The following is a 26,287-nucleotide window of genomic DNA, read 5'->3' on the forward strand; positions in this document are numbered from 1 at the left end:
CCAGCGCGGTGCCGTTTCCGTTGGTGCTCGTGTCGCCGGTGCTCGTGTCGCCGTCGGTGCCGGCTGCTGTGGTGCAGGTGCCGGTGGCGTCGCCCGCGACCGCGACGGCATTACCGCAGACGGTGACCGGGACGTCGACGTCCCCGAACGCCCCGCCGTCGTCCGGTGCAGCGGTGGGCGCGGCCGCCGGCTGGGCCACGTCGATCCCGCCCGCGTCGGCGGCGTTGCCGCCTACGGTGATCGGGACGGAGGCGGTGACCGCCCCCAGGTCGGCGCCGGCCGTGCCGCTCAGCGCCGGGAGGGTGATCTCGGCCGGGGTGTCCCCGGGCGCGGTGCCCAGGACGGCCAGTGCGTTGTCGGTGATGGTGACCGGGGCGGTGACGTCGATGGTGCTCTCGTCGGCCGAGGCGATGCCCGTCCCGACGGCCAGCAGGCCGCCGGTGAACAGGCCCGTCTGCAGGGCGCGCTTCATCCACACGTTCATGAGGGGTGTCCTTATCCGTGACTGGGGGACCGGCCCGATCGGACCGGTGGGGGAGCCGTGTCAGCGCGGGGGCTGACCACGGCGTCTCAGTCGGGAGAGGAGGAGGGGTCGAACGCGCGGTCCGCCGCGGCATCGCGGGCCTCGTCGGCCACGGCGGAGCGTGCCGCGGAGCCGGCAGGGACGGCGACCGGGAGGTCGGCCGGGGTCTGGTCGGGAGCGGAGGGCGCGGCGGAGCCGGCCGACGTCGGGACGCCCAGGGGACCGGTCGGCAGGGAGGCCGGCACGGGGGCGGGCACGACCGGGGCACCTGCCGGGTCGGCGGCGGGGGACGCCTCGCCGGTGCCGGCGTCGCGCGGTCCCGCGGTCGTCGTCTCCCGCGGACCGACCGGCGCGGACGGGCCGGCGGCCGGCTGCGGGGCAAGCTGGAGGCCGGCGTCCGGCAGCGGAGCCGGCGCGGGCGGCAGGGCTGCGGCGACCGGGCGGACCGTCGGCTCCAGCGGCGGCGCGGCGACCTCGACGACGGGCGCCGCGAGCTCCCGCAGCGGCGCAGCGACCTCCCGGACCGGCGCCACAACGGGCTCCGCGGCGGTGAGGACGGTTTCGAGGACCGGCGCCGCAGCCTGGACGACGGGCGCCGCGAGCTCCCGCAGCGGCGCAGCGACCTCCCGGACCGGCGCCACAACGGGCTCCGCGGCGGTGAGGACGGTTTCGAGGACCGGCGCCGCAGCCTGGACGACGGGCGCGACGACAACAACGGCGGGCGCGACCACCGGCGCCGCTGCCTGGACCGCCGGGTCGACCAGATCGGTCACCGGCGCCATGAGGTCGTCGGCGAGTGCCGGCAGCGAGTTGAGCGCGCCGGTCGGCGCGACCTCCTCGGCCGACGCGGAAGCGGTGGCTGATCCGAGCAGCCACAGGCCGATGCCGACGACGGCGAGCAGCAGGGCGCGGCCCGCGAAGCGGGGGAGCGCGGCGAGACGGGATCGAGATCCATGCTGCGACATCGCGCCTCCCTCCACCAACCGTCATCGGGTGTTGACACCCAGTGAACTCGCTGGCCGGGGCTACGGCAGCCTCAGCCGGGTCCCTCGATGGGGTGCACTTGGGGTCGATCCGGTGACCCTGAGTGAGTTGAGGGTCGTCCTCTCGTCCTCCCCGGGCGGGACCCGGTCATGCAGCGACGGATGTCCGCTCCCGCCGGCTGAGGGCGGCGCCGAGGGCGGCGAGCAGCGCGACCAGCACGGCCAGCCCGAGCGCGGCATCGGTCAGCGTCGTCACCGTTGCCAGCTCCCCGACCCCCACGACCGGCACCGTGATGCCCAGGTAGGCGGCGACGAAGAAGGTCGAGGTCACCGCGGCGCGGTCCGCGGGGCCGGCGAGCGACCCGACCCGGGCTACGCCGGACTGGAAGGCGAACCCGATCCCTGCCCCGCCCACCAGCGCGGCGAGCACGAACAGCGGCAGCGACCCGGCAGCCAACGCGCCGACCACCACGGCCGCGCCGACCGGGAGCAGGGCCAGTCCGACCAGCGCGGCCCGGGCGACGTCCATCCGCTGCACCAGCAGCTGCGCGCCGACGGCGGCGGCGAACACCACCGCGACGGAGAGGCCGACCACCTGCGGGCCGGGAGCGTCGAGCGCCGAGCGAAGGAAGGAGGAGGTCAGCGAGGTGAACAGCCCGAGCAGCGCGAAGGCGGCGAACCCGGCGGTGGCCGCTCCGGCGAACTCCGCCCGTGTTCCACGTGGCACGCCGAGCCGCTGCGGGCGCACGGCACGCACCAGGTCACGGGGCGTCCGTGCCCGCGCGGGCCCGGTCTCCGGGACGAGCAGCAGCGCGACCGCCGGCAGCAGGAGGAGGAGCAGCGCCCAGAACGGCGTGCTCGTCGGGCCGGGCAGGTGCGCGGCCAGCACCCCGGCGAGCACCGGTCCGAGACCGAGGCCGCCCATGTTGGCCACGGTCGCCAGCGTGGTCGCCGTCCGCCGGTCGGGGTGCAGCTCGACCAGCGCGGCGGTCGCCGTCCCGGTGGCGAGCCCGACCGACATGCCGGACAGCGCCCGCCCGGTCAGCAGGCCGGGCAGGGTCGGCCAGGCCAGGAAGACCGCCGCGCTCACGGCCGCGACGGCGACGGCCAGCCCGAGCACCGGACGACGGCCGACCCGGTCGGACAGCCCGCCGCCGAGCAGCAGCGCGGCCAGCGTGCCGACGGCGTAGGTGGCGAAGACGATGGTCATCAGGAACGGGGACAGAGCCAGCGAGTCGACGTAGAACGGGTAGAGCGGCGTCGGCACCGTCCCGCCCAGCATCACCGCGACGAAGACGTAGGCGACGACGACGACCGACCAGCGCTGCCCCCGGTTCACCCGGCCCACGCTAGGCGTGGCCGGACCGGCGCCGGCCGGCCGGTCAGCCGCCGCTGAACGGGTTGCGCGCCAGGCCGAGCTGGCTCACCCCGAGGTAGCCGACCCGGAAGCCGGCCTCGCAGTAGGCGAGGTAGAACTCCCACATCCGGCGGAACGTGTCATCGAAGGCGCCGTCGAGCTGTGGCCAGTTGGCGCAGAAGCGTTCCCGCCACAGCGCCAGGGTGTGCGCGTAGTGCGGGCCGAGGTCGCGCCGCTCGACGATCGACAGGCTGGTGTGCTCGTCGAGGTTGGTCGCGATCGAGTGCAGCGAGGGGATGATTCCGCCCGGGAACACGTACTTGTGGATCCAGGTGTAGCTGCGCGCGGTGGCCACCATCCGGTCGTGCGGCATGGTGATCGACTGCAGCCCGACCCGGCCGCCGGGCTTGAGCAGGGTGTCCAGCGCGGTGAAGTAGGTGGGCCAGAACTCCTCGCCGACCGCCTCGATCATCTCCACCGAGACGACGGCGTCGTAGCTGCCGGTCGCGTCGCGGTAGTCCTGCAGCCGGACGTCGACCAGGTGGCCGACCCCGGCGGCCTCCGCGCGCTGCCGGGTGAGCGCCTGCTGCTCGCTGGACAGGGTGAGCGTGGTGACCCTGGCGCCGCGCTCCCGGGCGGCCCGGATGGCCAGCGCGCCCCAGCCGGACCCGATCTCGAGCACGGAGTCGCCGGCCCGCACGCGGGCCATGTCGAGCACGCCGTCGATCTTCCGCTCCTGCGCGGACACCAGGTCGTCGCCGGGCTCGAACCAGGCCGACGAGTAGGTCATCGTCTCGTCGAGGAAGGCCTCGAACAGCTCGTTGGACAGGTCGTAGTGCCGGGAGATGTTCGACCGGCTGTTCTCCTTGCTGTTCTCCTCGCCGATCGGCTGGGTGCGCTCGGCCAGGTGCCGGAGTCGCTGCAGGGCGGGCGGCACCAGCTGGGTGAGCCGCGCGGCGAACGGGGACAGCACGTCGGCCAGGTCGCTACCGGGGGCGGTGGTCCAGTCGCCGGTCATGTAGGCCTCGCCGAAGCCGATCTTCGCGTCGCAGCCGAGTCGGTGGTAGACGTTGGCCGGCCGGACCATCTGCATCACCGGTGCGCCCGCTCCGCCGGCACCGAGCACCCGGCCGTCGGGGTACTCGACGCGGACCGGCAGCGGCGCTACCGCGCGCTCGAAGATCGACCGGGCGATCCGGGCGCGGAAGGCGTTGCGCGGCGGGGTGGCCAGGCCGGGCCAGTGCGCCTCGTCGGGTCGGGGGACCGGGAACCGCGGGTCCTCGGTCCGGCTCTCCTGGTGCTGCACGGCGGTCATGCCTGGCCCTCCTGGCTGGTTGAAACGTCACGATGATGCCGGTCCACCCCGGGCGGTGGAACGTGGGGAATGCGCGGCACGACCGGCAGCCGGCGCAGCCACAGGCCGATGCCCTGGCGGCGTATCAGCGCGCTGACCTGCAGGGCCATGAACGGACGGCGCAGCACGGTCCGGGTGACCGCGGCGACGGTGGCCGGCCGGGAGGTGCCGCGCACCCAGGCGGTGAACGGCGTCCGGTCGTCCTGGCGCAGCGCGATGCCGACGTGCAGCTGCTCCCCGGGGGCGGAGAAGCGCATCCGGTAGCGGCCGTCGACGGTGGTGAAGGGGGAGACGTAGAACGCCTTGTCCACCTCCGCCCGCCCGGCCGCGTCGGGGTGCAGCAGGTAGGCGTGCAGCTCGCCATAGGTGTTGTGCACCTCGGCGACCAGGCAGGCCAGCGAGCCGTCGGCCCGGTAGCACCAGTGCGTGGACAGCGGGTTGAACCCGGAGCCGCCGGAGCGGGCGTTGGCCAGCATCAGCACCCGGGCGACGTCGTCCACCCCGGAGTGGCGGGCGAAGGCGACGACGTTGTCCTTGATGCTGCGGGTCGGGTCGCCGAGGTGGTCGGCGGCCTCGAACCGCACCTGCCCGCGGAGCCACCGGGGCAGCTGCCTGCCGGTGACCAGCCGGCCGGCCGCGACATCGTCGAGGTCGACCAGCCACAGGTAGGCGCCGTACTCGAAGGCGTTGTCCAATGGGGCGGAGCGGCGGTGGTCGATCCGGACGTCGTAGAGCGCCGGGGTGGCGACCGGCGTCCAGTTCTGGGTGCGCTGCGGACCCTCGACGTCCGGGGCGCGGTCGAGCGCGGTCACCAGCCGGACCCGAGCGACTCGGCTGCCCGGACCCCGGAGGCGCAGCCGTCCTCGTGGAAGCCCCAGCCGTGGTACGCGCCGGCGAAGGCGGTACGGCCGGTGTTCAGCGCGGGCAGGCGGCGCTGTGCGGCCACCGACTCCGCCGTGTACAGCGGGTGGTCGTAGGTCATCCGGCGCAGCACCGTGTCCGGGTCGATCCGTTCGTCGCCGTTGAGCGTCACCAGGTACTCGACCGGCTCGTCGAGGGCGTGCAGCCGGTTCATCCAGTAGCTGACCACCACGGCGTCCACGCCCTGGGTGCAGGAGCTCATCCGGTAGTTCCACGAGCTGCGGGCCGCCTGGGCCGCGGGGAGCAGCGTGGCGTCGGTGTGCAGCACGGTCTCGTTGGTCGAGTAGGAAAAGCAGCCGAGGGTGGCGCGCTCGTCGTCGGTGGGGTCGGCGAGCAGGGTGAGCGCCTGGTCCGGGTGGGTGGCGACGACGACGACGTCGGCGGCGTGCCGCTGGCCGTCGCCGTCCACGAGCTCGACACCGTCGGCGTGCCGGGTGAGCGACCGGATCCCGGCGCCGGTCTGCACCGCGGTGAGGCCCTTGGCGGCCTTCTCCACGTAGCTGCGCGAGCCGCCGGTCACGGTGCGCCACTGCGGCGACCCGCTGACGGTGAGCATCCCGTGGTTCTCCAGAAAGCGGAACAGGTAGACAGCGGGGTACTGCAGCGACAGCCCGGCAGCCGAGGACCACACGCAGGAGACGACCGGGACGACGAAGTGCGACACGAAGTGGTCGGAGTAGCCGCCCAGGGCCAGGAATGCGCCCAGGCTGAGCCTGTCGAACTCGCTCACGCCGCCCTCGCCCCGGCGGTGCTCGGGACCGGCGAGCTCGAGCAGCCGCCTGGCCTGGCGGTGGAAGCGCCTGACCTCCACGAGCATCCGCAGGAAACGCGGGTCGGCGATGCGGCGCGGCTGGGCGAAGACCCCGCCCAGGCCGCGGGCGCCGGCGTACTCCAGGCCGCAGCCCTCGCAGGAGATGGACATCGACATCTCGGTGGGCTGGGTGCTGACCCCGAGCTCGGCGAACAGCCGCAGCAGGTTCGGATAGGTGCGCTCGTTGTGCACGATGAACCCGGTGTCGATGGGCACGATCCGGTCGTCGGGGGTCGGCACGTCGTGGGTGTGCGCGTGGCCGCCCAGCCGGCCGTCGGTCTCGAACAGCGTGACGTCGTGGGTCTTCTGCAGCAGGTGGGCGGCGGTCAGGCCGGAGACGCCGGAGCCGACGACCGCGGCCGTGGGGCGGGTGAGCGCGGCAGCGGTCACCGGCCGGACCTGTCCAGGACGGGGGACACATCGAGGACGTGGGACAGCACTGGCATGGGTCGTACTCCTCCGGACCGGGCCCACAGAATGGGCTGGCCGCTGGGCGCGGCACACGGATCCGGAGGTGACCTCCCTCGTCAGAGGGGGACGGCCAGACCCTCCGGACTGGCTTGCTGGAGGGCATTCGCTACATCGGGCCGCATCGGTTCGAGTCCGGCCCCGGCCAGGACGACGTCCTGGGTGAACGTGTGCCACCGGTGCGCCCGCCGAAGCATGCTGTGGCCGCCCTCGATGGTGAAACGGGCGACCCGGGCGCCGGAGCGGCGGGCGCGGACGGCGAACTCCTCGGACAGCCGTGCGGGCACCCAGCGGTCGGTGCGGCCGTGCAGGATCACCACCGTCTGGTCGCGCAGGTGCATGACGGGTTCACCCGGCGGGGTCCACGGGGCGAGCGCGCAGATGGCGGTGACCTGGTGCTCACCGCCGGCGCGGAGCGCGGCCCGCCCGCCCATGGAGTGGCCGACCAGCACGATCGGCACGTCGGAGCCGTCTCTTTCGCGGAGCTGGCCGATCGCCCACCGGACATCGTTGTAGGCGTCGGCGGCCTCACCGTTCCAGCCGGCGACCCGATAGCGGATCAGGGCGGTGGCGATGCCGCGGTCGGCGGTGGTGCGGTGCACGAACTGCTCGAAGGCACGCATGCGAACCAGGGACAGGGCCCGTTCCCGGGGTGGCTCCACGTTGGCCGCGGTGCCGCCGTGGCAGAACAGGGCGATGCCGCGGGTCTCGCCGTTCGCGGGGCACTGCTCGAGCACGGGGGTGGTCGTCGGTTCCACGTCGTCCTTCGGTTCGCGATGGGACAGTGCATCCCGCGTTCGGACGGCGGGGTGGATCTGGACGTCGGTCAGCGGCGGGAACCGCGTCCGCCGCGGAGCTTGGCGCGTGCCCGGTCGCCGAGCTCGCCGGCTTTGAGCAGACCATTGCTGATCGACGAGGGGCCGTTGCGCCGCTCGAGGGCCTGGCCGACCCGGCGCAGCAGCCCGGTGGCGAGGGGGACCAGCACTGTGAGTAGGACCCAGGTGCGGAAACGGCGGGTGAGGAAGAGCCACATGCCTCGTCCCTGCCCCGAACACGGCGGACCCAACCGACGGCGCGCGTGGGGCTGGTGGGGTGTTGAGGCGAAATGCTTGAAGAAGTGGTCACGGTCCCGTTGTGTGCCGCCGAGAAGAGGGGCATGACCACTCTCGAAGGCATCACGGACACCGCCGCCGTGGCGGGCCTGAAGGCCGTGGAGGACACCGCCACCGCGACCCTCGTGGCGATCGAACGCGCCTACGAGGCCGCCATGGCCCACGTGGCCGAACTCGCCACGAACCGCGTGCGGGTCATGGCCCCCTCCGTCGTCGTGGTGCCGCACTCCGTCGTCGCCGCGCCGCCGGCTCCGGTGGTCGAGGTGCCGGTGGTCGAGGTGCCGGTGGTCGAGGTGCCGGTGGTCGAGGTGCCGGTGGTCGAGGTGCCGGTGGTCGAGGTGCCGGTGGAGGCGCACGTCGAGCACGAGATCGAGGCCGAGGCTCCGATCGAGGCAGAGATCGAGACCCCGGTCGAGGCGCAGATCGAGATCGAGGTCGAGGCCGCGGCCGACGTCGCTGCGGAGGCGGCCCCCGAGGTCGCCCCCGAGCCGCGGGTGTCCCCGCTGGTCGAGGCCCTGCAGGCGCTGCAGGGCGTCGAGGTCCGCGCCGAGGTCACCCCGGAGCCGCAGCCGACCCCGCTCACCGATGTCTTTCCGGTGGTCGAGGTCATCGAGCGCCCCCGCCTGGTCGATGCAGTGTGGATCGCCGGCCGGCACGCCGAGGCCAAGACCGACCAGATCCCCGTCCAGGCCGCCTGACCCAGCGTCACCCGCACGACCCCGACGGCGCAGGAGCGGTTCAACAGCGAGCCGACCACTCCCTCGTTCTGCCGACCCGACGCCTGAGCGGGGCGGCGGGTCGTCACTCGGGGTCGGGCGTCAGCCGGACGACCATCTTCCCGGTGTTCCCGCCGCGGAGCAGGTCCCGGAACGCGTCGACCGCGCCGTCCAAACCCTCGACGACGGTCTCCCGCGCGACCAGCGACCCGTCCCGCAGCCAGCCCGACACGGTCTCGACGAACTCCGGCTGCAGGTCCGCGTGGTCGCCGACCAGGAACCCGCGCAGCGTGAGCCGCTTGCCCACGAGCAGGAACATGTTCCTCGGCCCCGGCGGCGCGCTCACCGCGTTGTAGCTGGAGATGGCCCCGCACACGGCCGCCCGCCCGTGCAGGTTGAACGCGGCGATGGCCGCCTCCAGGTGCTCGCCGCCGACGTTGTCGAAGAACACGTCGATGCCCTCGGGCGCCGCCGCGGCGAGCAGGTCGGCCACCGCGCCGTCGTGGTAGTCGAAGGCGGCGGAGAAGCCGAGCTCGTCGCCCAGCCAGCGCACCTTCTCCGGCGTCCCGGCGCTGCCCACGACCCGCGACGCCCCGCGCAAACGGGCGAACTGCCCGACCAGGCTGCCCACCGCGCCCGCGGCGCCGGACACGAAAACCGCGTCGCCAGGGGAGAACGCCGCGACCCGGAACAGCCCGGCCCAGGCGGTCAGCCCGGGCATGCCCAGCACGCCGAGGTACAGCGAGAGCGGGAGCCCCGGCAGCGGTTCGACCACGGACACGTGCCCGGCGTCCAGGACGGCGACGTCCCGCCAGCCCATCCCGTGCAGCACGAGCGCGCCCTCGGGCACCGCGTCGGAGCGGGAGGCGATCACCTGCCCCACGGTTCCGCCCTGCATCGTCTCGCCGAGCTCCCAGCTCGGGGCATAGGACTTCGTGGCGTTCATCCGCCCACGCATGTACGGGTCGACCGACATCGCGATGGTGCGCACGACGACCTCGCCCGGTCCGGGGTCGGGGCGCTCGGCCTCGACCGGCCGGAAGTCGTCGGCCACCGGTTTGCCGTGCGGACGGCGGACCAGCTGCCACTCCCGCGTCGCGATGCTCACCGTGGAAAGTCCGGCTCGTTGCGGGGCACGACGAACACCTCGGGCACGAAGCTGGTGGGCGGCATGGTCACCATGGTCAGCACCATGGCGGCGACGTCGGTCGGCGGCATCATCCGGTGCCCGGGGATGCCCCAGCGCTCCATCATCGGGGTGTCCATCGCCGCCGGTACGATGCTGTGCACCCGGGCCGGGAAGGGCGTCTCGGCGCCGTCGGCGTCCACGGTCGCCTTCTCCCGCAGCTCCCGCTGGATGCAGCGGGTGGCGCTCCGGAAAGCCGCCTTCGAGCTGTTGTAGGCGATCGCACCGCTGCCCGAGGTCACCGCCGACAGCGACGTCACGTGGACGACGTCGGCCAGCGTGCCGGCCGGCCGGTGCTGCACCACCTTGAGGAACTCGCTGGTCAGGAAGACCGGCCCCTCGCAGTTCACCGCGTGCACCTGCCGGTAGTCGGCGAGGTCGATGTCGGTGACGTAGCCCGGACGGTCGATGCCGGCCACGTTGACCAGCAGGTCGAAGGCGTCGCCGTGCCGGTCGAACAGGTCGGCGACCACCCGGCGGCGGGCCTCGTCATCGGTCACGTCCAGCTCGACCACCTCGGCCGTGCCGCCGGCGGCGGCGACCTCCTCGGCGGTCCGCTTGGCGCCCACGGTGTCCACGTCACCAAGGGCCACGGTGGCGCCGGCGGCCGCCAGCGTCGTGGCCACCGCCCGCCCCAGCCCGCTCGCCGCCCCGGTCACCAGGGCCACCCGGCCCGCCAGTCCGTCCGTCGTCATCTGCTGCGCTCCTCTTCGGTGCACGTGAGCCGAAGTGGCCACAATGGCCGACCCGGTCGTGGGTTGCAGGACGGACCTACGCTGGGGGCATGTTCTTCTCCCGCGCCAAGACCCAGCCGGTCACCGCGGACGACGCCCTGACCGGCCGTTCCGAGCCGCTCCCGGCCATCCCCGAGGTGCACGCCGTGAACGGCAACCGCATCCGGCCGCCCTTCCCCGAGGGCATGCAGACCGCCGTCTTCGGCGCGGGTTGCTTCTGGGGGGTCGAGAAGGTGTTCTGGGAGACCCCGGGCGTCTATTCGACCGCGGCCGGCTACGCCGGTGGCTTCACCCCGAACCCCACGTACGACGAGGTCTGCTCGGCGCGCACCGGGCACACCGAGGCCGTGCTGGTGGTCTTCGACCCGGCGGTTCTCTCCTACGAACGCCTGCTGAAGGAGTTCTGGGAGGAGCACAACCCGACCCAGGGCATGCGCCAGGGCAACGACGTCGGCACCCAGTACCGCTCGGCGATCTACACGCAGGGCCCGGACCAGGAGGCGGCGGCCAAGGTCAGCCGGGACCTGTTCCAGGAGCGCCTGACCGCCGCCCGTTACGGCGAGATCACCACTGAGATCGCCCCGCTCGGGAACTTCTTCTACGCCGAGGGCTACCACCAGCAGTACCTGTACAAGGAGCCGAACGGCTACTGCCCGGTGAACTCGACCGGCGTCGCCTGCCCGGTGGGCCTCCCCGGCGTCTGAAGAAGGACCCCTGCCCCCACCACTCGCAGGCTCGTGGCGGGTCCCTGCAGGGGGCCGCCCACCAGTCGAGGAGGCCTGAGATGGATGTGCTGCGCACACCCGAGGAGCGGTTCGCCGACCTGCCGGACTTCCCGTACGAACCGCACCACGTCGAGGTCGACGACGGGGACGGCGGCCGGCTCCGGATGGCCTACCTGGACGAGGGGCCGGACGACGGCGAGACCGTGCTGCTGCTGCACGGGGAGCCCTCCTGGTCATTCCTCTACCGCCGGATGATCCCGGTGCTGACCGGGTCTGGACTGCGCGTCGTCGTTCCGGACCTGGTCGGTTTCGGCCGCTCCGACAAGCCCACCGAGTTGACCGACCACACCTACGCCCGGCACGTCGGGTGGGCGCGGCAGGCGTTGTTCGGCGAGCTGGACCTCCACGATGTCACCCTGGTCTGCCAGGACTGGGGCGGGCTGATCGGCCTGCGTCTGGTCGCCGAGAACCCGGACCGTTTCGCCCGGGTCGTCGCCGCGAACACCGGCCTGCCCACCGGCGACCATCCGATGAGCGAGGCATTCCTGGCCTGGCAGCGCGCGGCGGCCCGCATGACCCAGATGGACGTCGGGCGGATCGTCGCCAACGGAACCGCGACGGCCATGCCCGCCGAGGTGGTCGCGGCCTACGACGCCCCGTTCCCGGACGACCGCTACAAGGCCGGTGCGCGGGTCTTCCCGTCCCTGGTGCCCACCCGCCCCGACGACCCGGCGGCCGACGCCAACCGAGCGGCCTGGGCGGTGCTGCGGACCTGGAGGAAGCCCTTCCTGACGGCCTTCTCCGACGGCGACCCGATCACCGGCGGTGGCGACGCGGTGTTCCAGAAGGTGGTGCCCGGTGCGCACGGGATGTCGCACACCACGCTGCCCGGGGGCGGTCACTTCCTCCAGGAGGACGTCGGCCCGCAGCTGGCCCAGGTCGTTCTCGACCTGATCGCGGTCACCCCGCGCCCCTGAGGGCCGGCCACCGGTAGGGCATCGTGGGGGCGTGCTCCCCTCCGGCCCCGCGGCAGACCTGTTCGACCTCCTCCGCCGCGAGCCCGACGTCGAGGCGCCGGACCTGGTCGCCGTCGACGCCACCGACCGGCTCCTCCTGGACGAGGCCGCCGGGGCGCTGGCCGTCGACGGCGACCGGGTGGCCGTGGTCGACGACTCGCACGGTGCGCTGACCCTGGGCGCGGTCGTGCTGCACGGGGCGGTCGACGTCCGGGTGCACCAGGACCTGCTGGTCGGCGAACTGGCGCTGGGGGCGAACGCCGCGCGACTGGAGCGGACCGGTTCGTACCGCTCCCTCCCGCTGGCGCCCGAACTGGTGCAGGGCGCCCGGGTGGTGCTGGCCAAGGCGCCCAAGAGCCTGGACGGGCTGCGTGAGCTCGCCGAGGTCGTGGCCGCGGACGCCGACCCGGCCGTCACCCTCTACGTCGGCGGCCGGCTCAAGCACATGACCCGCGCGATGAACGACGTCCTCGGCGACTGCTTCACCGACGTGTCCGCGACGCTGGCCCGGCAGAAGTCGCGGGTGCTGGTCGCCCGCGGCCCCCGACCGGTCACCCCGTCGTTCCCGCGCTGCCGGGAGCACGCCGACCTCGGCGTCACCCTGTGCGCCCACGGGGCTGCATTCGCCGGCGCGAAGGTCGCCCGCGGCACCCGGGCCCTGCTCGCCGCGCTGCCGCAGGCCGCCCCGGACGCGACCTCGGCGGTCGACCTGAGCTGCGGCACCGGGCTGCTCGCCGTCGCCCTGGCCACCGCCCGCCCCGGGCTGACCGTGCTGGCCACCGACCAGTCGGCCGCGGCTGTCGCCTCGGCACGGGCGACGCTGGCCGCCAATGGCCTCGGGAACCGCGTCCGGGTAAGTCGGGACGACGCCGCGGCCGGCGTCCCCGACGCCAGTGTGGACCTGGTCGTCTGCAACCCGCCGTTCCACCTCGGCGTCGCTGTGCACACCGGCGTGGCAGAGCGGCTGTTCGCCGCCGCGGCCCGGGTGCTGCGCCCGGGCGGGGAGTTCTGGTGCGTCTACAACTCCCACCTGCCGCACCGCGACACCCTGCGCCGGCTGATCGGGCCCACCCGCCAGGTCTCCCGCGACCCGGTCTTCACCGTGGCGGTGTCCACCCGGCGGTGACCGGGGTCCTCCGACCCTGGTCGTCGTTCCCGCCGCGGTGCATCGTCGCCCGGCATGACGACCCCGGCCGGTCCCGGGCCGGCGGACCTCCCCGACCGGCTGCTGGCGGCGCTGCTGGGCGCCCAGGAGGTGGCCGCGGTCGCCCTCGGGGCCCGCCTCGGCTGGTACGGCTGCCTGGCCGAGGCCGGTCCGGCGACCGCCGCAGAGCTGGCCGGGCGCTCGGGGACCGACGCCCGCTACGCCCGCGAGTGGCTGGAGCACCAGGCGGTCTCGGGCTACCTGGCGGTGGACGACGTGTCCGCCGCCCCCGACGACCGGCGGTACCACCTGCCCGCCGCGCACCGGGGCGTGCTCGTCGACGAACTGGATCCTGCCCACATGACGCCGCTCGCCACGCTGACCGCCACCCTGGTGGGCGCGGTGCCCGAGCTGACCGAGGTCTACCGGGGCCGGCGCACCCTGTCCTGGGCCGACCTCGGCGACGACGTCCGGGAGGCGCAGGCGGCGGCGAACCGGCCGCTGTTCCTCGGTGCGCTGGTCGACGAGCTGCTGCCCGCCGTCCCCGGGCTGGACGCCGCATTGACCGCCGGCGGCCGGGTGGCCGACGTCGGATGCGGCTACGGCTGGTCCTCGATCGGCATCGCCCGCCGGTGGCCGGCCGCGCGGGTGGACGGCTTCGACGTCGACGGGCCCTCGGTCGAGCGGGCGCGGGCACACGCGGCGGACGCCGGGGTGGCCCAGCGGGTCACCGTCAGCACCGACGACGTCCGGCGGCTCGGCCGGGACGGCGAGTACGACCTGGTGACGGCGTTCGAGTGCGTGCACGACCTGGCCGATCCGGTCGCGGTCCTCGCCGCGATGCGCCGGCTGTCGCGACCGGGCGGGGTGGTGCTCGTGCTGGACGAGGCCGTGGCCGAGGAGTTCACGGTGCCCGGCAGCGACATCGACCGGTTGATGTACGGCTACAGCGTGCTGTGCTGCCTGCCCGACGGGCGGTCCAGCGAGCCGTCGGCGGCGACCGGCACCGTTCTGCGGCCGGCGACCCTGCGGGCCTACGCCCGGCAGGCCGGCTTCGCCGACGTCGAGGTGGTGCCGGTGGACGCCGGCTTCTTCCGGCTCTACCGGCTGGTCACCGGCTGAGGGGCCGAGCTCGCGGCCGGAACAGGACAGTCCGCGCACTCTGCAGCGGGTCGGCCGGATGGCCGGGCCGGGCACCGCCGCGGGTCAGTGCCCCGGGCCGCCCCGCCGGTTGACGAGCGGCGGCAGGGTCGACCGGTGAGGTCGTCGGCGATCAGCACGTACGCGCCAGTCAGGTCCACCCGGTCGAGGTTCGGCGGCAGCATCACCGGCAGGTCCAGCCGCTCGTCGACGTCGGTGTAGAGCTCCACGTTCATCACGCAGAGGTTCTTCACATCCAGCGCGTAGCCCAGCGGCCGCCCAGGAACAGGCCGCCGCGGGCGATGGAGAGGATCGGGTCGGGCTCGAACCCGTCGTCGGCGACCCGCTAGGCCAGCTCACGGGCCGCCCGGCCGACGTCCTCGTAGGTCAGCGTCTCGCGCTCGGGGGCCGCGCTGCTGATCTCAGCAGAAGCCAGGCGTGCCCAGCCAGGCGACCTCCGCCGGCGGGACGTCGTCGCGCAGCGCGCTGCCCTCGATCAGGCCGTAGGGCCGGTCGGCGGCGTGGTAGACCACCGCGCCCGGGCCGTCGAGGTCGTTGTCCAACCCGAACGCGGACAGGTCCGCCAGGTTGTGGTGCCTGTTCGGCATCGACATCCGCACCTCGGCGACCTGGGGATGCGCCTTCAGCACCGCCTCGCCCATCGCGTACAGCGACTGCTGCAGCGCCAGGGAGTGGGTGCCGGCGAAGGTCTCCAGCAGCGTCGTCCGGACGCCGGCGAACAGTGCGTCGAAGTCCAGCTCCGTGCCGGTGTACCGCCAGCGGGCGGTCACCGCGGTGGCCAGGATCCGGTCCCGGGTCTCCGGCAGGGTCGTGTAGCGGTCGCGGGGGTAGCCCCAGAACTCCGAGCTGGTGGTCTTGAGGACGACGAGGTCGGTCAGCCCGGCGAGCACGTGCAGCTGGTCGCCGTCCGCCGTGACCACCGCCGTCCGGACCTCACCGCCGGCCCGGGAGAAGGCGTGGTCGTGCGGCTGCCCGCCGACGGCGATCCGGTCCCAGCCGTAGGACTCCACGGCCACCCGGGCGCCGCTGATCCACTCGTAGGCACCGGCGAAGTGCCGGGCCAGCCGCAGCGCGAAGGCGTCGGGGGAGCCGACGCCGTCCCGGGCGAAGGCGAAGACGGTGTTCTTCTGCGTGTCGGTGGTGAGCACGTGGGCGTTGTCGCCGGCGGTGTGTGCCGCGGCGAAGTCACCGCGCAGGGCGCAGGAGACGTTGAGGTCGACCAGCGAGTGGCGGGGGGTCGACCGGTCGACCGCGACGACACGGACCTCGGCCTTCCCGTACTGGTGGGGTCCGAGCACGATCGCCATGACGGTGACCTTCCGATCGACGTTGCCGGGATGTTGCAAAAGGACTTCCTCCTGGCTCCCGTCGCACGCTCGGGAAGGCCCTGGAGGGGGCCGTCAGCTGCCCCGGTAGGTGGAGTAGGCGAACGGGGAGAGCAGCAGCGGAACGTGGTGGTGCTCAGCGGGTCCCCGGACGGCGAAGGTCAGCACGACCTCCGGGTAGAACGTCTCGCGCCCCTGGCCGGTGAACCACTCGCCGGTGCCGAACACCAGCCGGTGCGCGCCCGTGCCGGTGGCGCCCTCGGCCAGCCGGCAGCGCCCGTCGGCGTCGGTCGCCCCGGAGGCGAGCAGCTCGTCCCCGGCGAACAACGCGACGGCCACACCGGCCGCCGGCCGGCCGGTCACCGAGTCCAGCACGTGCGTGGAGACGCTCATGACACGAACTGTCGCACCCGCAGGCCGGTGATCTGCGCCAGCTGCTCGGTCACCTCGGCCCGCTCGTCGTCGGGGGAGTTCCCCAGCCGGCGGTGCAGCTCGGCGAGCATCTCCGCCGCCGAGCGGCCGGCGGCCCGGATGAGGAAGACGTGGTCGAAACGCTCCTCGTAGGCGCGGTTGCCGCCCACGATCGCCGCGCGGTCGCCGTCGCCGGCCGTGCCCATCGCGCTCTGCTCGCGCCGGGACGCCGCCGCCTCCGCCGAGGTGCCCTCCACCCGATCGCCGATCCGCGGGTGGGCGGCCAGCGCCGCGGCAACCTCCTCCCACGGAAGTGCGCGGCTCACCTCCTCGGCCCGGGCGACCAGCTCGTCGGCGTCCGGATAGGGCCGGCCGGCGGCGACGCGGGGGGCGAAGGACGGCGCGGCGTTGCAGGCGCGCAGCCGCTCCTCGGCCCGCTCGGCCGGCTCGGTGTTGAAGCGGTCCAGCTCGGGATCGGGCACGGCTGAGAGAATGCCAGGCCATGGTCCCCGAGTCGCTGCTCAACGAACTGGACCGACGGCTGGCGCCGGTGGACGCCGCCCGGGCGGCCGCCTACCCGGGGGAGTCGCCGGCCCGGCAGCCGGTGCACACCTGCTACGTCCCCGCCGACGCCGTCGTTCCGGGCCTCACCGTCGCCTGGGGCGCCGCCGCGCTGGCCGCCCTGGACCAGCACGGCCTGCCCGACCTCGGCCTGCCCGCGGCGCTGGTCGCCGAGGTGCTGCCCCGGGTACGCGCCAAGCTGGCCGCCGAGCCGGTGGAAGACCTGCGGGTGGACGCCGAGGACGGCTACCGGGGCGGCCCGGATGCCGAGGACGGCGATGTCTTCCGCGCTGCGGCCGTGCTGGCCGCCGAACCCGGGCTGTCGCCGTACCTGGGGGTGCGGGCGAAGTCACTGGAGGGCCCGACCCGACGCCGCGGTGTCCGCACGCTCGACCTCTTCATGGGTGGCGGGCTGGACGCGCTGGAGCAGCAGCACGGACTCGGGCTGGACCTGGACCTGGAGCTGCAGGTGGAGACGCCGCAGGCGGTCCTGGGGGCCGACGGGACGACGACGCTGGCCCGGATGCTGCACGCCGGCGCCGGTCGGGTCACGGGGCTGCACTACGGCACCTACGACTACAGCGCCGCGCTCGGCCTCGCGGCGGCCCACCAGTCCTCCGACCACCCGGCCGCCGACGTCGCCAAGCAGGCGATGCAGGTGGCGGTGGCGGGCACGGGTGCGCGGGCGGTCGACGGCTCGACCAACGTGCTGCCGGTGGGGCCCACCGCCCAGGTGCACGCGGCCTGGCAGCTGCACGCCGGGCTGGTCCGCCGGGCGCTGGAGCGCGGCTTCTACCAGGGCTGGGACCTGCACCCGGGCCAGCTCGTGACCCGCTACGTGGCCACCTACGCCTTCTTCCGCGCGGCGCTGCCGGCCGCGGCCGCGCGGCTGGACGGCTACGTGCGCAGAGTGGCCGGCGGCGTGCTGGACGAGCCGGCCACTGCGCGGGCGCTGGCCACCGTGGTGCTGCGTGGCCTGGACTGTGGGGCGCTCGACGGCGGCGAGGTCAGCGCCGCGACCGGCCTAGACCGCGGCGAGTTGGACAGGCTCGCCGGACGGCGTCCCCGGGCGGCCTGACGGCTGCGCCTCCGAGGTGGCTGTCACGACACGCCGGGTGGGGACGGCCCGGCGGGGGGTGAGCGCACACTGCTCAGGGGGTCGTTTGAGAATGCGACCAGTCGTTCCCGTGCGTCGTCCCGTCGAGAGGTCCCACCCGTGGTCGGAGGTCTGCGTCCCGGCGATGTCGGCGCTGCCCCGGCAGCTGTCGACGGGGCCGGCCAGCACACCCACGCTGCGGCCGTGATCGGGTCGTCGGGTGAGGCACTTGCGGCGGCGGTGCCGTTCATGGACGCCGGGCTCCGCGCCGGGGACCTCGTCGTCCTCTCCTGTTCCCTGGAACGCAACGACCTGCTGCGTCGCGAGCTGGGCGCCCGCGCCACCGACGTCCAGACCGACGCCCGGATCAGCCTGCTCGACACCCGGGCCCCTGACGCGCTGGTGGCCATCCGCAAGCTGCTGGAGCAGGCGGCCGGCTCGCGGTCGGGCCGGGTGCGGTTGGTGGGGGAGACCCGCTTCGGCCTGGCCCCCCGCGACTGGCGCGAGGGCCAGCGCTACGAGTCTGTGATCAACACGCTGCTGTCGGCCGAGCCGATCGACGCGCTGTGCTTCTACGACCGGCGGTCGCTGCCGGCCGAGGTGGTCGACAGTGCCGCCGCCACCCATCCCGTGCTGCTGGTCGACGGGGTCGCGCGACCCAACCCGCACTACCTGAGCCCACCCGACTACCTGGCGCGGCTGCCGCTCCCCCGGGAGCCCCTGGAGGACGGCGACCCGGTCTTCGCGGTCGACGACGCCCCGGTCCTGGCTGCGCTGCGGCATCAGCTCGCCGCCGCCCTGGCCACCGTGGTGCCCGACCGCGAGCAGCGGGAGGACCTGCACATCGCGGTCAGCGAGATCGCCGCCAACGCCTTCCGGCACGGAGGGCCGCCGGTCTCGGCCCGGCTCTGGGCCGCCGCCGACCGACTGGTGTGCACCATCCGGGACCGCGGCACCGGCTACGGCGACGTCCTCGCCGGCTTCCAACCTGCGCACGGCGCGGACCTGTCCCGGGGAGGGATGGGCCTGTGGCTGGCCCGCAAGCTCTGGGACCACGTCGACCTGCTCCCCAGCCCCGACGGCCTGACCGTCCGGCTCAGCTCTGCCCTGCGCTGACCCGCCCGGTCGCTGCCCCCCGGCGGGAGTACCTCATCGCTAAGGTGAGCCGGATGATCGTGGTCACCGCCGCCGGCGGACCCACCGGGACGGCGGTGGTCCGCGCGCGGGACCTGCCGGTGCGGGCCGTGGTCGCCCGCCGCGGCGACCGGCCAGAACTGACCGCGCTGGGAGCCGAGGTGGTGGTGGCCGAGCTGACCGCACCGATGCAGTGGGACCGCGTGCTCGTCGGCGCGCAGGCCATGTACCTCATCTGGCCGAACTTCGACCCCGACGAGGCCGAGGGGGCACCGGCCCTGTTCGCCGAGGCGCGCCGCGCACGACTGCCGCGGCTGGTCTACCACTGGGTGCTGCATCGCCCGCAGCTGCGGGCGATGCAGCACCATGCGGCGAAGGATCGGGCGGAGGAGGCACTCGACGGCAGCGACCTGCGGGACGTCGCCGGGGCCGCCGCCGTGCTGCTGACCGAGGACGGGCTGGACGGCGGCACGTTCGAGGCCGCCGGGCCGCAGGCGCTCACCGCTCCCCGGCTGGCCGAGCTGATCGGTGCACGGCTGGGCCGGGACGTCGTCGCGGACGACGTCGTCCCCGGCAGGGAGGTGCCGACCGGGTACGCCGCCCGCTGCGCCCGGGCCATGGTCGACCACTACCGCGCCCACGGCTTCGCCGGCAGTCCGCGGCTGCTCACCGCCCTGCTCGGCCGCCCGCCGCGCACCTACGCCGAGCACCTCGTCGACGTGCTCACGCCCGAGGTGAAGGGATGACCGAGCCCGGCGGGGATGCCCTCGACCTGATCCTCGGGCAGTGGTGCCGGGAACGGCCCGACCTGGACTGCTCGCCGATGGGCGTGATCGGCCGGATCAGCCAGCTGCAACGGGAGGTGTTCCTCGTTCAGCGGGCCACCTTCGCCCGCCACGGGCTGGACGCGCCGTCCTTCGACGTGCTGGCGGCGCTGCGCCGGGCGGGACCGCCTTACCAGCTGACCCCGACCGCGCTGATGCGCACGGCGCTGGTCACCTCCGGGGCGATCACCCAGCGGCTGGACCGGCTGGAGGAGAAGGGGTGGATCACCCGAGGGCGCAGCGCAGCCGACGGGCGGGCGGTCGTCGTCTCGCTGACCGAGGCCGGCCGGACGGCGCTGGACGCCGCGCTGCCCGACCACCTGGAGACCGAGCGCGGGATGCTGGCCGGACTGTCGGCCGACGAGCAGACCCAGCTGGCCGGCCTGTTGCGCCGGTTCCTGGTCGCGCTGGGCCGGGTGCCGCAGGAGCCCTGAGGGATCAGCTCCCGCCGCCGTCCGGGTGGCGGCGGTCGATGATCGGGAAGCGGTGCCACAAACCGGACAGCTGCAACGGGCGGGTCACCGCGGTGCTCTGCACCGCCAACGTCAGTTCGATGCCCCGGGGCTGGCCCATCTTCTGCAGCTGCACCAGGGCGGCGATGCCCGCGGAGTTGATGAACGTCACCGCGCAGACGTCGACCACCACCCGGTGCAGGGGCGTGCCGCTCAGCATGAGGTCGGTCATCACCCGGACCATGGGACGCCGGGCGCTGTCGGTGAGCTCGCCGACGACGGTGATCTGGGCGGTGTCGCCCTGCTCGGTGCAGGTCACCTCGACAGTGGACGGCTGCGCGTCTCCGCCCGGCCCGGCTGGGCTGTCCGCGGGCGTGGGCGGTGTCATGGTCGGGATCTTCCCGCTTCCGCGCCGGTTCATTCCTGGGACGGCCCGGGAGTCGGCCGGCGTGGCCGGCTCAGCCCCGGTCGAGCAGCAGCAGGCTGTAGGCCGCCAGCGAGGGCCCGTCGGTGAACCGGCCGTCCCGGACCATCGCCTGCAGCTCCCTCTCGGGGACGAACGCCGACCGCATGTCGGCCTCGGTGGCCTCGCGCGCGGTCGGGCCCGGGGTGAGCCCGGTGGCCAGCCAGACGTCGAACTCCTGGGTGGACAAGCCAGGGGCGAGGTCGAGGCGCCCGAGGTGGTGCAGCTCGGCGGCGCGCAGGCCGGTCTCCTCGGCGAGCTCGGCGCGGGCCAGCTCCTCGGCGCTCCCGTCCTCGCCCGCCGTCCACGTGCCCTGCGGGAACTCCCACGCGCGCCGGCCGAGCGGGTGGCGGAACTGCTCGACCAGCCAGAAGCCGTCCCGCTCGGCGGGGAGCACCAGCGCGAAGTGCGGTTTCTCGACCACGCCGTACACGCCGGTCGACCCGTCGTCCCGCTCGACCTGGTCCTCCCGCACCCGGATCCACGGGTTGCGGTACACCTCCCGGCTGCTCGTCGTCCGCATGGCGCTCAGACTGGCAGACGAGGGAGGACGCCGATGACGCAGCGCAAGCCGACGGGGATGTCGTTCGAGACCTGGATCGACAGCCAGATCACCCGGGCTCAGGAGGACGGTGCCTTCGACGGACTCGACGGTGCCGGGAAGCCGCTGCCCCGCCGGACGCGCGAGCAGACCAGCTACGACTGGGCGCTGGAATGGGCGAAGCGGGAGAACGCCGACGTCGTGGGCATGCTGCCCAGCGGCCTGGTGCTGCGCAGGGAGCGCGAGGAGCTGCCCGGACTGGTGGCCCGGCAGCCGACCGAGGAGCTGGCGCGCGCGGTCGTCGAGGCGCACACCGCCCGCGTCGACCAGTACTACCGGCGGCTCGCCGACGGACCGTGGATCCCGGTCGGGATGCCCGACGTCGAGGAACTGGTCGCCGAGTGGCGCCGCACCCGGCCGGTGGTGGCCGCGGAGCCCGCCGCGTCCGAGGCCCCGTCGTCCCGCCGTCGGCGCTGGCTGCGTCGGCGCGCGGCCTGAGCGGGCAGGATCGGCGCATGTGATTCGTTCCGCACGTCGACCTCGACGCCGGAGCACTCTCCGAAGGGAGCCGGGCTGACGAGCTGACCCGGATACTGCGGTGCTGGGCCGGCGCGTTGGAGCAGGTCCCACTGCACGCCGGCAGCTCACCGGCCATCTACGGCAGCGGCTACACCGAGGCGGACGCCTGGCGGGTACTCGACGACCGACGCGCGGATCAAGATCCCACATCTTCTCCCGCCGGGGGGCTGGCCCCCCCTGCCGCACCGACAGCATCCAACGACTCTGGGAAAGGTTGCGAGCATGGGCGATGACCAGGCGGGCGGTGCGCTCGACGTCGTCCGCCGGATCGCTCGGTCGCCGCCATCATCGTCGGCTTGGTGGGGAAGCGTCGCAGGCGGCTCTGCGGGCCGGCCTCCTGGGTCTGGCCAGCAGCTTCGCTCCGCTACCGGGCGAGGGGACGTCGGTGGCCACGGTCGGGTTCACCCTGAGTGAGTCACGACCCGTTCGATGCTTCGCCGGAGTTCAAGGATCGAGCTCTGCGGCTGCTGAAGACGACTGGCCGCCGGGCGGCACCATCCTGGCCGTAGGGGCTGACGGCTGGGTTCTCGGCGCTATCGGCCTAGCCCGCCAGGGAGCGGTCAGTCGTTCTCGGCGTCGCTCCCCGGCGAGTTCCCGGGTGACCATGCCGCCTTCTCCGCCTTCGTTCCGCGGCCGGGGCGCAGTGGTCGACCGCCCGCTACAGGACGTCGAACTCGTTGAACGCCGCCCCGCCGGACAGCGTCGCGTAGCCGGGGCCGCGGTCGAAGAACGGCTCCACCTCGGGGCGCTGCGCGCGCCGGTCGGCGCGTAGCGCCTCCGTCGCCGCCGCGTCGGCTCCGCCGTCCGCGTCCACGACCACTCCGTAGTCGGCCCGCGCACCCGCGACGCTCACCTTGCGCCAGGCGATGTCCTGCAGCACCTCGGCGACCGGGCGCTCCAGCGGGTCGCTCCAGCCGCCGCCGCCCGTCGTCCGCACCCGGACGACGGTGCCGGCGCACAGCGGCTCGGCGTCGGCCAGCGCGTCGACCTCGTGCTCGTGGATGCCTCCCGGGTCGACGGTGATCTGGAACGGCTGCCCTGCCTTGCCGCCCTTGACGCCCCAGCAGGCCAGGATCGAGCGGTCGGCGATCGACATGAAGTGCGCGTCGCGCAGCACCCGGATGTGCTTCTCGTAACCGCAGCCCCCGCGGTATCGGCCCGGGCCGCCGGAGTCCACCGCCAGTCCCAGCCGCTCGATCCGCAATGGGAAGCGGGACTCGGTGAACTCCGTGGGCAGGTTCCGGGAGTCCGGGACGACGTGGATCGTGTCCTCGCCGTCGGCGTAGTAGCGCCCGCCCGAACCGCCGCCGAGCACCTCGCGCATCAGGTACGGCTCGCCGGCCTCATCATTGCCGTAGACGCCGGTGTACCGGATCGTCTCCTGGTCGGCCGGCATCCGACCCCCCGTCGCCTTGGCCAGCACCCCGGCCAGCACGCCCAGCAGCCGCAGGATGACGAACGTCCGGGCATTGGTCGGGGCCGGGAAGATCGGCGTGAGCAGGGTGCCCTTCTCCGGGAACCGCATCTCGATCAGCGGGACGACGCCCTCGTTCACATCGAGCTCGGCCATCCGCTCCGGCGTCGCGGCCAGGTTGCGCAGGATCGGCGCCAGCCACTTCTTCAGGAAGTTGCCGTCGGCGTAGTCGCCGCAGTGGTTGATCGGGCCCTTGGCCTGCGGGCCGGTGCCGGTGAAGTCGATGACCAACGGGACGGCCTTGGTGGCGTCCATGGTCAGCGTGATCCGCTGCCGGTGCAGCTGCGGTGCGTCGACGCCATCGTGCTCGGCATAGTCCTCCCACACGTAGGTGCCGTCGGGGATCTGGGATAGGATCTCCCGCCGGTAGACCTCGGTGGAGCTGCTCAGGATCGCCTCGAAGCACGCCTCGACCGCGGCCACGCCGTACCGGTCGAACAGCTCGCCCAGCCGCCGGGCGCCGGCCAGGCAGGCCGAGCACTCGGCATCGAGATCGGCGGCCAGCGAGTCGGGCATCCGTGAGTTGCGGGTCATGATGGTCAGCGCCGCGTCGTTGCGGACGCCGCGATCCCACAGCTTGATCGGCGGGACCATCAGCCCTTCCTCGAACACCGACGTGGCCGCCGAGGGCATGGAGCCGGGCACCGCGCCGCCGATGTCGTCGTGGTGGCCGAACGCCTGGATGAACGCCACCACCTCCGGGGTCCCGTCCGCGGCGGCCGCGAACACCGGCACTGTGACGCACAGGTCGGGCAGGTGGCCGATGCCCCCCTCGGACAGGTAGACGTCGTTGTGGAAGTAGACGTCGCCGGGGTTCATCGTCGGGATCGGGTGGTCGCGGACGACCGGGTGCACCAGCGCGGAGTACGAGCGGCCGGTGAGCTTGCGCAGCCGGCGGTCGTGGATGCCGGCGCGGAAGTCGTGCGCATCGCGGATCATCGGCGAGCGGGAGGTCCGCCCGATCGACGTCTCCACCTCCTTCTCGATCGCGGCCAGCGTGCCGGCGACGATCTCGACCAGCACCGGGTCGGCAGCCGACGTCCCCGCTGTCCGGCCAAAGTGGCCACTTTGGTCGGGAACGGTGCTCACTGGGCGGTCTCCTTCGTCAGCAGCAGGTTCCCGAACCGGTCGACGGTGGCCACGAAACCCGGGTGCACGGGGACGGTGGAGCCGAACTCCTCGATGATGGCCGGCCCGGCGACGACGTCACCGGCGCCCAGGTCGGGCCGCCAGTGCACCGGGGTGTCGACCCAGTCGTCGTCGAAGAACACCTGTCGGGTGCCCGTGACGGACCGGTTCACCCCGCCGTCCCGGGCGGCCAGCTCGACCAGGTCGGGACGGCGGATCGGCCCGATCCCGCTGACCCGGAGGTTGACCCACTCCACGGCCTGGCGGGGGTCGTCGGCGAAGTCGTAGCCGTAGAGCTGGGCGTGTGCGGCGTGGAACTCGGCGGCCACCGCGTCCAGGGCGGCGCGGTCGAGCGGCCCTCCGGCGACGGGCACCCGGACCTCGAAGGCCTGCCCGACGTAGCGCAGGTCGGCGGTGCGCTGCATCCGTTGCTCGTCGCGGGCGAAGCCCTCGCCGTCCAGCGCCTGGGCGGCCTGTTCCTCCAGCGTGGTGAACGCGGCCGTCACGGCGTCCGGCCCCAGGTCCGCGGCGCGGGTCACCATCGTCTGCACATAGTCATTGCGGACGTCGACGGTCAGCAGCCCGAAGGCGCTGACGTTGCCCGGGTTCGGCGGGACGAGGGTGCGCGGCAGCCCGAGGACGTCCATCAGCCGGCAGGCCAGCAGCGAGCCGGAGCCGCCGAACGTGGTGAGGGTGAAGTCGCGGACGTCGCGGCCGCGGGCGACGGTGACCTGGCGCAGCGCGTTGGCCTGGTTCCACGCGGAGATCTCCAGGATGCCGGTGGCCGCCTGCTCCGGGGACAGACCCAGCGTCGTCCCGATGTGCTCGAGCCCGCCGCGGGCGGCGTCCACCGACAGCGGGATCTCCCCGCCGAGCAGGTGCGGGGGGATCCGGCCGAGGACGACGTGGGCGTCGGTGACCGTCGGCTGGTCGCCGCCGGCCGGGTAGCACATCGGACCCGGCTCGGCGCCCGCCGACTTCGGCCCGACCTTGAGCGTGCCCTCGGGCGAGAGCCAGGCGATCGAACCGCCGCCGGCGCCCACCGTGACCACGTCGATCATCGGGATCTTGGAGGGGTAGTCGCCGACGCGGCCCTCGGTGGTCAGGGTGGGCTCGCCGTCGATGACCACGGTGACGTCGGTCGACGTGCCGCCGCCGTCGCAGGTGAGCACCCGGTCGAAGCCCGCCGTGCCGGCGATCAGGGCCGCGCCCAGGGCGCCGGCGGCCGGGCCGGAGAGCATCGTGGTGATCGGCTGGTGCACCACCTCGGACGCGCTGAGCACGCCGCCGTTGCTCTTCATCACGTAGAACGGGACGCCGGGAGCCAGCTCGTCGAGGCGGCGGCGGATGTTGGTGACGTAGGCGCCCACCCGGGGCTTGACCGCGGCGTCGACCAGCGTGGTGACCGAGCGCTCGTACTCGCGGTACTCGCGAAGCACCTGGGAGCTGATCGACACGACGGCGCCCGGGTGTTCCACGTGGAGGACGTCGAGCATCTGCTGCTCGTGGCCGTCGTCGGCGTAGGCGTGCAGGAAGCAGACGCCGATCGTGGTGATGCCCGCGTCGCGGAAGAACCGGGCGGCCGCGGCGGCATCGTCCCGGTCGAACGGGCGGACTTCCGCGCCGGTGGGATCCAGCCGGCCGCGGACGGTGCGCACCAGGTCGGCCGGGACGATCCGCGGCGGCTTGACCCAGAAGTAGCTGTTGCCGTAGCCGTCGGGCACCGACTGGCGGGCTATTTCCAGCACCGACTCGTAGCCCTCGGTGGTGATGAAGCCGATCCGGTCGAGCGTGCCCTCGAGCAGCTGGTTGGTGGCCACCGTCGTCCCGTGGCTGACCGCGCTGACCGAGTCGCCGGACAACCCCAACTGGCCGAGCACCTTCTGCACGCCGACGATGAAGCCCTCAGCCGGGTCGCTGGGGGTCGAGGGGGTCTTCGTCGTCGACACCTGGCCGGTCTGCTCGTCGACGGCGACGACGTCGGTGAACGTGCCCCCGGTGTCGATCCCGATCCGTACCCGACGGGCCGGTGCGCTCATGGCAGGAACCTTAACGCTGAGGTATCCCGGCCGGAAGATGCCGCTGACA

General features: G+C 73.7%; 27 protein-coding genes and 1 pseudogene. 10 read left to right on the plus strand and 18 right to left on the minus strand.

Translation table 11 applies throughout. The features are described 5' to 3' along the window. The 8 genes and pseudogenes from BLW04_RS11330 to BLW04_RS11365 form a co-directional block, all read right to left on the minus strand. A pseudogene (locus BLW04_RS11330) lies at window positions 1-484 on the minus strand (hypothetical protein); the annotation flags it as partial. A gap of 86 nt (window positions 485-570) precedes the next feature. After that, a complete protein-coding gene (locus tag BLW04_RS11335) occupies window positions 571-1,488 on the minus strand; it encodes a hypothetical protein (protein ID WP_139306818.1) in 918 nt (305 codons plus the stop codon). Window positions 1,489-1,654: 166 nt separating this feature from the next. Beyond that, window positions 1,655-2,845 carry an MFS transporter gene (locus tag BLW04_RS11340; protein ID WP_139306819.1) on the minus strand — a complete coding sequence of 397 codons (1,191 nt, stop codon included), beginning with the start codon at window positions 2,843-2,845 and terminating at the stop codon, window positions 1,655-1,657. Between the two features lie 43 nt (window positions 2,846-2,888). Beyond that, a complete protein-coding gene (locus BLW04_RS11345; protein WP_091540483.1) occupies window positions 2,889-4,178 on the minus strand; it encodes an SAM-dependent methyltransferase in 1,290 nt (429 codons plus the stop codon). Further along, window positions 4,175-5,029 (minus strand): DUF1365 domain-containing protein, encoded by an 855-nt coding sequence (locus tag BLW04_RS11350; RefSeq protein WP_175484015.1) that lies wholly within the window; start codon window positions 5,027-5,029, stop codon window positions 4,175-4,177. Before BLW04_RS11350 ends, BLW04_RS11345 begins: the two co-directional genes overlap by 4 nt. Beyond that, a complete protein-coding gene (locus BLW04_RS11355) occupies window positions 5,026-6,339 on the minus strand; it encodes an NAD(P)/FAD-dependent oxidoreductase (protein WP_091540486.1) in 1,314 nt (437 codons plus the stop codon). The genes BLW04_RS11350 and BLW04_RS11355 overlap by 4 nt, the downstream gene beginning before the upstream one ends. A 137-nt stretch (window positions 6,340-6,476) precedes the next feature. After that, window positions 6,477-7,175: an alpha/beta hydrolase family protein gene (locus BLW04_RS11360; RefSeq protein ID WP_091540489.1), complete on the minus strand. Its 699-nt coding sequence runs from the start codon at window positions 7,173-7,175 to the stop codon at window positions 6,477-6,479. A gap of 68 nt (window positions 7,176-7,243) precedes the next feature. Next, complete coding sequence (locus tag BLW04_RS11365; protein WP_091540493.1) at window positions 7,244-7,450, minus strand: hypothetical protein; 207 nt, start codon at window positions 7,448-7,450, stop codon at window positions 7,244-7,246. A 123-nt stretch (window positions 7,451-7,573) separates the two neighbouring features. Between BLW04_RS11365 and BLW04_RS11370 the strand changes: the two genes are divergently transcribed. Further along, entirely contained in the window at window positions 7,574-8,227 is a 654-nt protein-coding gene (locus BLW04_RS11370; RefSeq protein WP_091540497.1) for a hypothetical protein, read from the plus strand. A 103-nt stretch (window positions 8,228-8,330) separates the two neighbouring features. On the opposite strand, the gene BLW04_RS11375 is transcribed toward BLW04_RS11370, so the two are convergent. Together BLW04_RS11375 and BLW04_RS11380 are read right to left on the minus strand one after the other, a co-directional pair. Continuing rightward, the gene (locus tag BLW04_RS11375; RefSeq protein ID WP_091540500.1) at window positions 8,331-9,353 is read right to left on the minus strand and encodes an NADP-dependent oxidoreductase; all 1,023 of its coding nucleotides are present in this window, start codon (window positions 9,351-9,353) and stop codon (window positions 8,331-8,333) included. After that, window positions 9,350-10,126, minus strand: a complete 777-nt coding sequence (locus tag BLW04_RS11380) for an SDR family NAD(P)-dependent oxidoreductase (protein ID WP_091540504.1) — start codon at window positions 10,124-10,126, stop codon at window positions 9,350-9,352. Before BLW04_RS11380 ends, BLW04_RS11375 begins: the two co-directional genes overlap by 4 nt. Window positions 10,127-10,215: 89 nt before the next feature. On the opposite strand from BLW04_RS11380, the gene msrA reads away from it, so the two are divergent. From msrA to BLW04_RS11400, 4 genes are all read left to right on the plus strand, one after another. Continuing rightward, window positions 10,216-10,869, plus strand: a complete 654-nt coding sequence (gene msrA, locus BLW04_RS11385) for a peptide-methionine (S)-S-oxide reductase MsrA (protein WP_091540507.1) — start codon at window positions 10,216-10,218, stop codon at window positions 10,867-10,869. An 80-nt stretch (window positions 10,870-10,949) separates the two neighbouring features. Beyond that, complete coding sequence (locus BLW04_RS11390) at window positions 10,950-11,867, plus strand: haloalkane dehalogenase (protein WP_091540510.1); 918 nt, start codon at window positions 10,950-10,952, stop codon at window positions 11,865-11,867. Window positions 11,868-11,898: 31 nt separating this feature from the next. Continuing rightward, window positions 11,899-13,032, plus strand: a complete 1,134-nt coding sequence (locus tag BLW04_RS11395; protein WP_091540513.1) for a class I SAM-dependent methyltransferase — start codon at window positions 11,899-11,901, stop codon at window positions 13,030-13,032. Window positions 13,033-13,086: 54 nt separating this feature from the next. Continuing rightward, window positions 13,087-14,172 (plus strand): class I SAM-dependent methyltransferase, encoded by a 1,086-nt coding sequence (locus tag BLW04_RS11400; protein ID WP_091540517.1) that lies wholly within the window; start codon window positions 13,087-13,089, stop codon window positions 14,170-14,172. On the opposite strand, the gene BLW04_RS27530 is transcribed toward BLW04_RS11400, so the two are convergent. From BLW04_RS27530 to uraD, 4 genes are all read right to left on the minus strand, one after another. Next, window positions 14,151-14,426, minus strand: a complete 276-nt coding sequence (locus BLW04_RS27530) for a hypothetical protein (RefSeq protein WP_217630990.1) — start codon at window positions 14,424-14,426, stop codon at window positions 14,151-14,153. The two genes, BLW04_RS11400 and BLW04_RS27530, sit on opposite strands and share 22 nt — an antisense overlap. Before the next feature lie 186 nt (window positions 14,427-14,612). Further along, window positions 14,613-15,518, minus strand: a complete 906-nt coding sequence (pucL, locus tag BLW04_RS11410; protein WP_091540695.1) for a factor-independent urate hydroxylase — start codon at window positions 15,516-15,518, stop codon at window positions 14,613-14,615. A gap of 93 nt (window positions 15,519-15,611) precedes the next feature. Further along, the gene (gene uraH, locus BLW04_RS11415; RefSeq protein ID WP_091540521.1) at window positions 15,612-15,929 is read right to left on the minus strand and encodes a hydroxyisourate hydrolase; all 318 of its coding nucleotides are present in this window, start codon (window positions 15,927-15,929) and stop codon (window positions 15,612-15,614) included. Then, the gene (gene uraD, locus BLW04_RS11420) at window positions 15,926-16,429 is read right to left on the minus strand and encodes a 2-oxo-4-hydroxy-4-carboxy-5-ureidoimidazoline decarboxylase (RefSeq protein ID WP_254781365.1); all 504 of its coding nucleotides are present in this window, start codon (window positions 16,427-16,429) and stop codon (window positions 15,926-15,928) included. The genes uraH and uraD overlap by 4 nt, the downstream gene beginning before the upstream one ends. Before the next feature lie 20 nt (window positions 16,430-16,449). Here uraD and BLW04_RS11425 point away from each other — a divergent pair, with 20 nt between their 5' ends. The 4 genes from BLW04_RS11425 to BLW04_RS11440 all read left to right on the plus strand — a co-directional run bounded on the left by BLW04_RS11425 (window position 16,450) and on the right by BLW04_RS11440 (window position 19,996). Next, window positions 16,450-17,586 carry a DUF6986 family protein gene (locus tag BLW04_RS11425; RefSeq protein WP_091540526.1) on the plus strand — a complete coding sequence of 379 codons (1,137 nt, stop codon included), beginning with the start codon at window positions 16,450-16,452 and terminating at the stop codon, window positions 17,584-17,586. A 138-nt stretch (window positions 17,587-17,724) separates the two neighbouring features. After that, a complete protein-coding gene (locus BLW04_RS11430; RefSeq protein ID WP_091540530.1) occupies window positions 17,725-18,720 on the plus strand; it encodes a sensor histidine kinase in 996 nt (331 codons plus the stop codon). 53 nt (window positions 18,721-18,773) lie between these two features. Then, complete coding sequence (locus BLW04_RS11435; RefSeq protein ID WP_091540533.1) at window positions 18,774-19,484, plus strand: SDR family oxidoreductase; 711 nt, start codon at window positions 18,774-18,776, stop codon at window positions 19,482-19,484. Further along, window positions 19,481-19,996 (plus strand): MarR family winged helix-turn-helix transcriptional regulator, encoded by a 516-nt coding sequence (locus BLW04_RS11440; protein ID WP_091540536.1) that lies wholly within the window; start codon window positions 19,481-19,483, stop codon window positions 19,994-19,996. The genes BLW04_RS11435 and BLW04_RS11440 overlap by 4 nt, the downstream gene beginning before the upstream one ends. Before the next feature lie 4 nt (window positions 19,997-20,000). On the opposite strand, the gene BLW04_RS11445 is transcribed toward BLW04_RS11440, so the two are convergent. Next, window positions 20,001-20,402, minus strand: a complete 402-nt coding sequence (locus BLW04_RS11445) for an STAS domain-containing protein (protein WP_091540702.1) — start codon at window positions 20,400-20,402, stop codon at window positions 20,001-20,003. 70 nt (window positions 20,403-20,472) lie between these two features. After that, the gene (locus tag BLW04_RS11450; RefSeq protein WP_091540539.1) at window positions 20,473-21,000 is read right to left on the minus strand and encodes an NUDIX domain-containing protein; all 528 of its coding nucleotides are present in this window, start codon (window positions 20,998-21,000) and stop codon (window positions 20,473-20,475) included. Window positions 21,001-21,033: 33 nt separating this feature from the next. On the opposite strand from BLW04_RS11450, the gene BLW04_RS11455 reads away from it, so the two are divergent. Next, window positions 21,034-21,516: a DnaJ family domain-containing protein gene (locus BLW04_RS11455; protein ID WP_091540542.1), complete on the plus strand. Its 483-nt coding sequence runs from the start codon at window positions 21,034-21,036 to the stop codon at window positions 21,514-21,516. A 739-nt stretch (window positions 21,517-22,255) separates the two neighbouring features. Here BLW04_RS11455 and BLW04_RS11460 read toward each other — a convergent pair. Together BLW04_RS11460 and BLW04_RS11465 are read right to left on the minus strand one after the other, a co-directional pair. After that, a complete protein-coding gene (locus BLW04_RS11460; RefSeq protein WP_091540546.1) occupies window positions 22,256-24,160 on the minus strand; it encodes a hydantoinase B/oxoprolinase family protein in 1,905 nt (634 codons plus the stop codon). Further along, window positions 24,157-26,238, minus strand: a complete 2,082-nt coding sequence (locus BLW04_RS11465) for a hydantoinase/oxoprolinase family protein (protein WP_091540549.1) — start codon at window positions 26,236-26,238, stop codon at window positions 24,157-24,159. Before BLW04_RS11465 ends, BLW04_RS11460 begins: the two co-directional genes overlap by 4 nt. Window positions 26,239-26,287 lie beyond the last annotated feature (49 nt).

Origin of the sequence: Modestobacter sp. DSM 44400 (assembly GCF_900107175.1) — a bacterium.
GTDB lineage: Bacteria > Actinomycetota > Actinomycetes > Mycobacteriales > Geodermatophilaceae > Modestobacter.

Bases quoted from the DNA above. Each gene is read 5' to 3' on its own strand.
- BLW04_RS11400 (WP_091540517.1), top strand. From the start codon at position 13,087: ATGACGACCCCGGCCGGTCCCGGGCCGGCGGACCTCCCCGACCGGCTG.
- BLW04_RS11450 (WP_091540539.1), bottom strand. From the start codon at position 21,000: ATGCGGACGACGAGCAGCCGGGAGGTGTACCGCAACCCGTGGATCCGG.
- BLW04_RS11390 (WP_091540510.1), top strand. From the start codon at position 10,950: ATGGATGTGCTGCGCACACCCGAGGAGCGGTTCGCCGACCTGCCGGAC.
- BLW04_RS27530 (WP_217630990.1), bottom strand. From the start codon at position 14,426: ATGAACGTGGAGCTCTACACCGACGTCGACGAGCGGCTGGACCTGCCG.
- BLW04_RS11435 (WP_091540533.1), top strand. From the start codon at position 18,774: ATGATCGTGGTCACCGCCGCCGGCGGACCCACCGGGACGGCGGTGGTC.
- BLW04_RS11440 (WP_091540536.1), top strand. From the start codon at position 19,481: ATGACCGAGCCCGGCGGGGATGCCCTCGACCTGATCCTCGGGCAGTGG.
- BLW04_RS11465 (WP_091540549.1), bottom strand. From the start codon at position 26,238: ATGAGCGCACCGGCCCGTCGGGTACGGATCGGGATCGACACCGGGGGC.
- BLW04_RS11345 (WP_091540483.1), bottom strand. From the start codon at position 4,178: ATGACCGCCGTGCAGCACCAGGAGAGCCGGACCGAGGACCCGCGGTTC.
- pucL (WP_091540695.1), bottom strand. From the start codon at position 15,518: ATGGCGATCGTGCTCGGACCCCACCAGTACGGGAAGGCCGAGGTCCGT.
- BLW04_RS11365 (WP_091540493.1), bottom strand. From the start codon at position 7,450: ATGTGGCTCTTCCTCACCCGCCGTTTCCGCACCTGGGTCCTACTCACA.
- msrA (WP_091540507.1), top strand. From the start codon at position 10,216: ATGTTCTTCTCCCGCGCCAAGACCCAGCCGGTCACCGCGGACGACGCC.
- BLW04_RS11455 (WP_091540542.1), top strand. From the start codon at position 21,034: ATGACGCAGCGCAAGCCGACGGGGATGTCGTTCGAGACCTGGATCGAC.
- BLW04_RS11445 (WP_091540702.1), bottom strand. From the start codon at position 20,402: ATGACACCGCCCACGCCCGCGGACAGCCCAGCCGGGCCGGGCGGAGAC.
- BLW04_RS11425 (WP_091540526.1), top strand. From the start codon at position 16,450: ATGGTCCCCGAGTCGCTGCTCAACGAACTGGACCGACGGCTGGCGCCG.
- BLW04_RS11335 (WP_139306818.1), bottom strand. From the start codon at position 1,488: ATGTCGCAGCATGGATCTCGATCCCGTCTCGCCGCGCTCCCCCGCTTC.
- BLW04_RS11380 (WP_091540504.1), bottom strand. From the start codon at position 10,126: ATGACGACGGACGGACTGGCGGGCCGGGTGGCCCTGGTGACCGGGGCG.
- uraH (WP_091540521.1), bottom strand. From the start codon at position 15,929: ATGAGCGTCTCCACGCACGTGCTGGACTCGGTGACCGGCCGGCCGGCG.
- BLW04_RS11370 (WP_091540497.1), top strand. From the start codon at position 7,574: ATGACCACTCTCGAAGGCATCACGGACACCGCCGCCGTGGCGGGCCTG.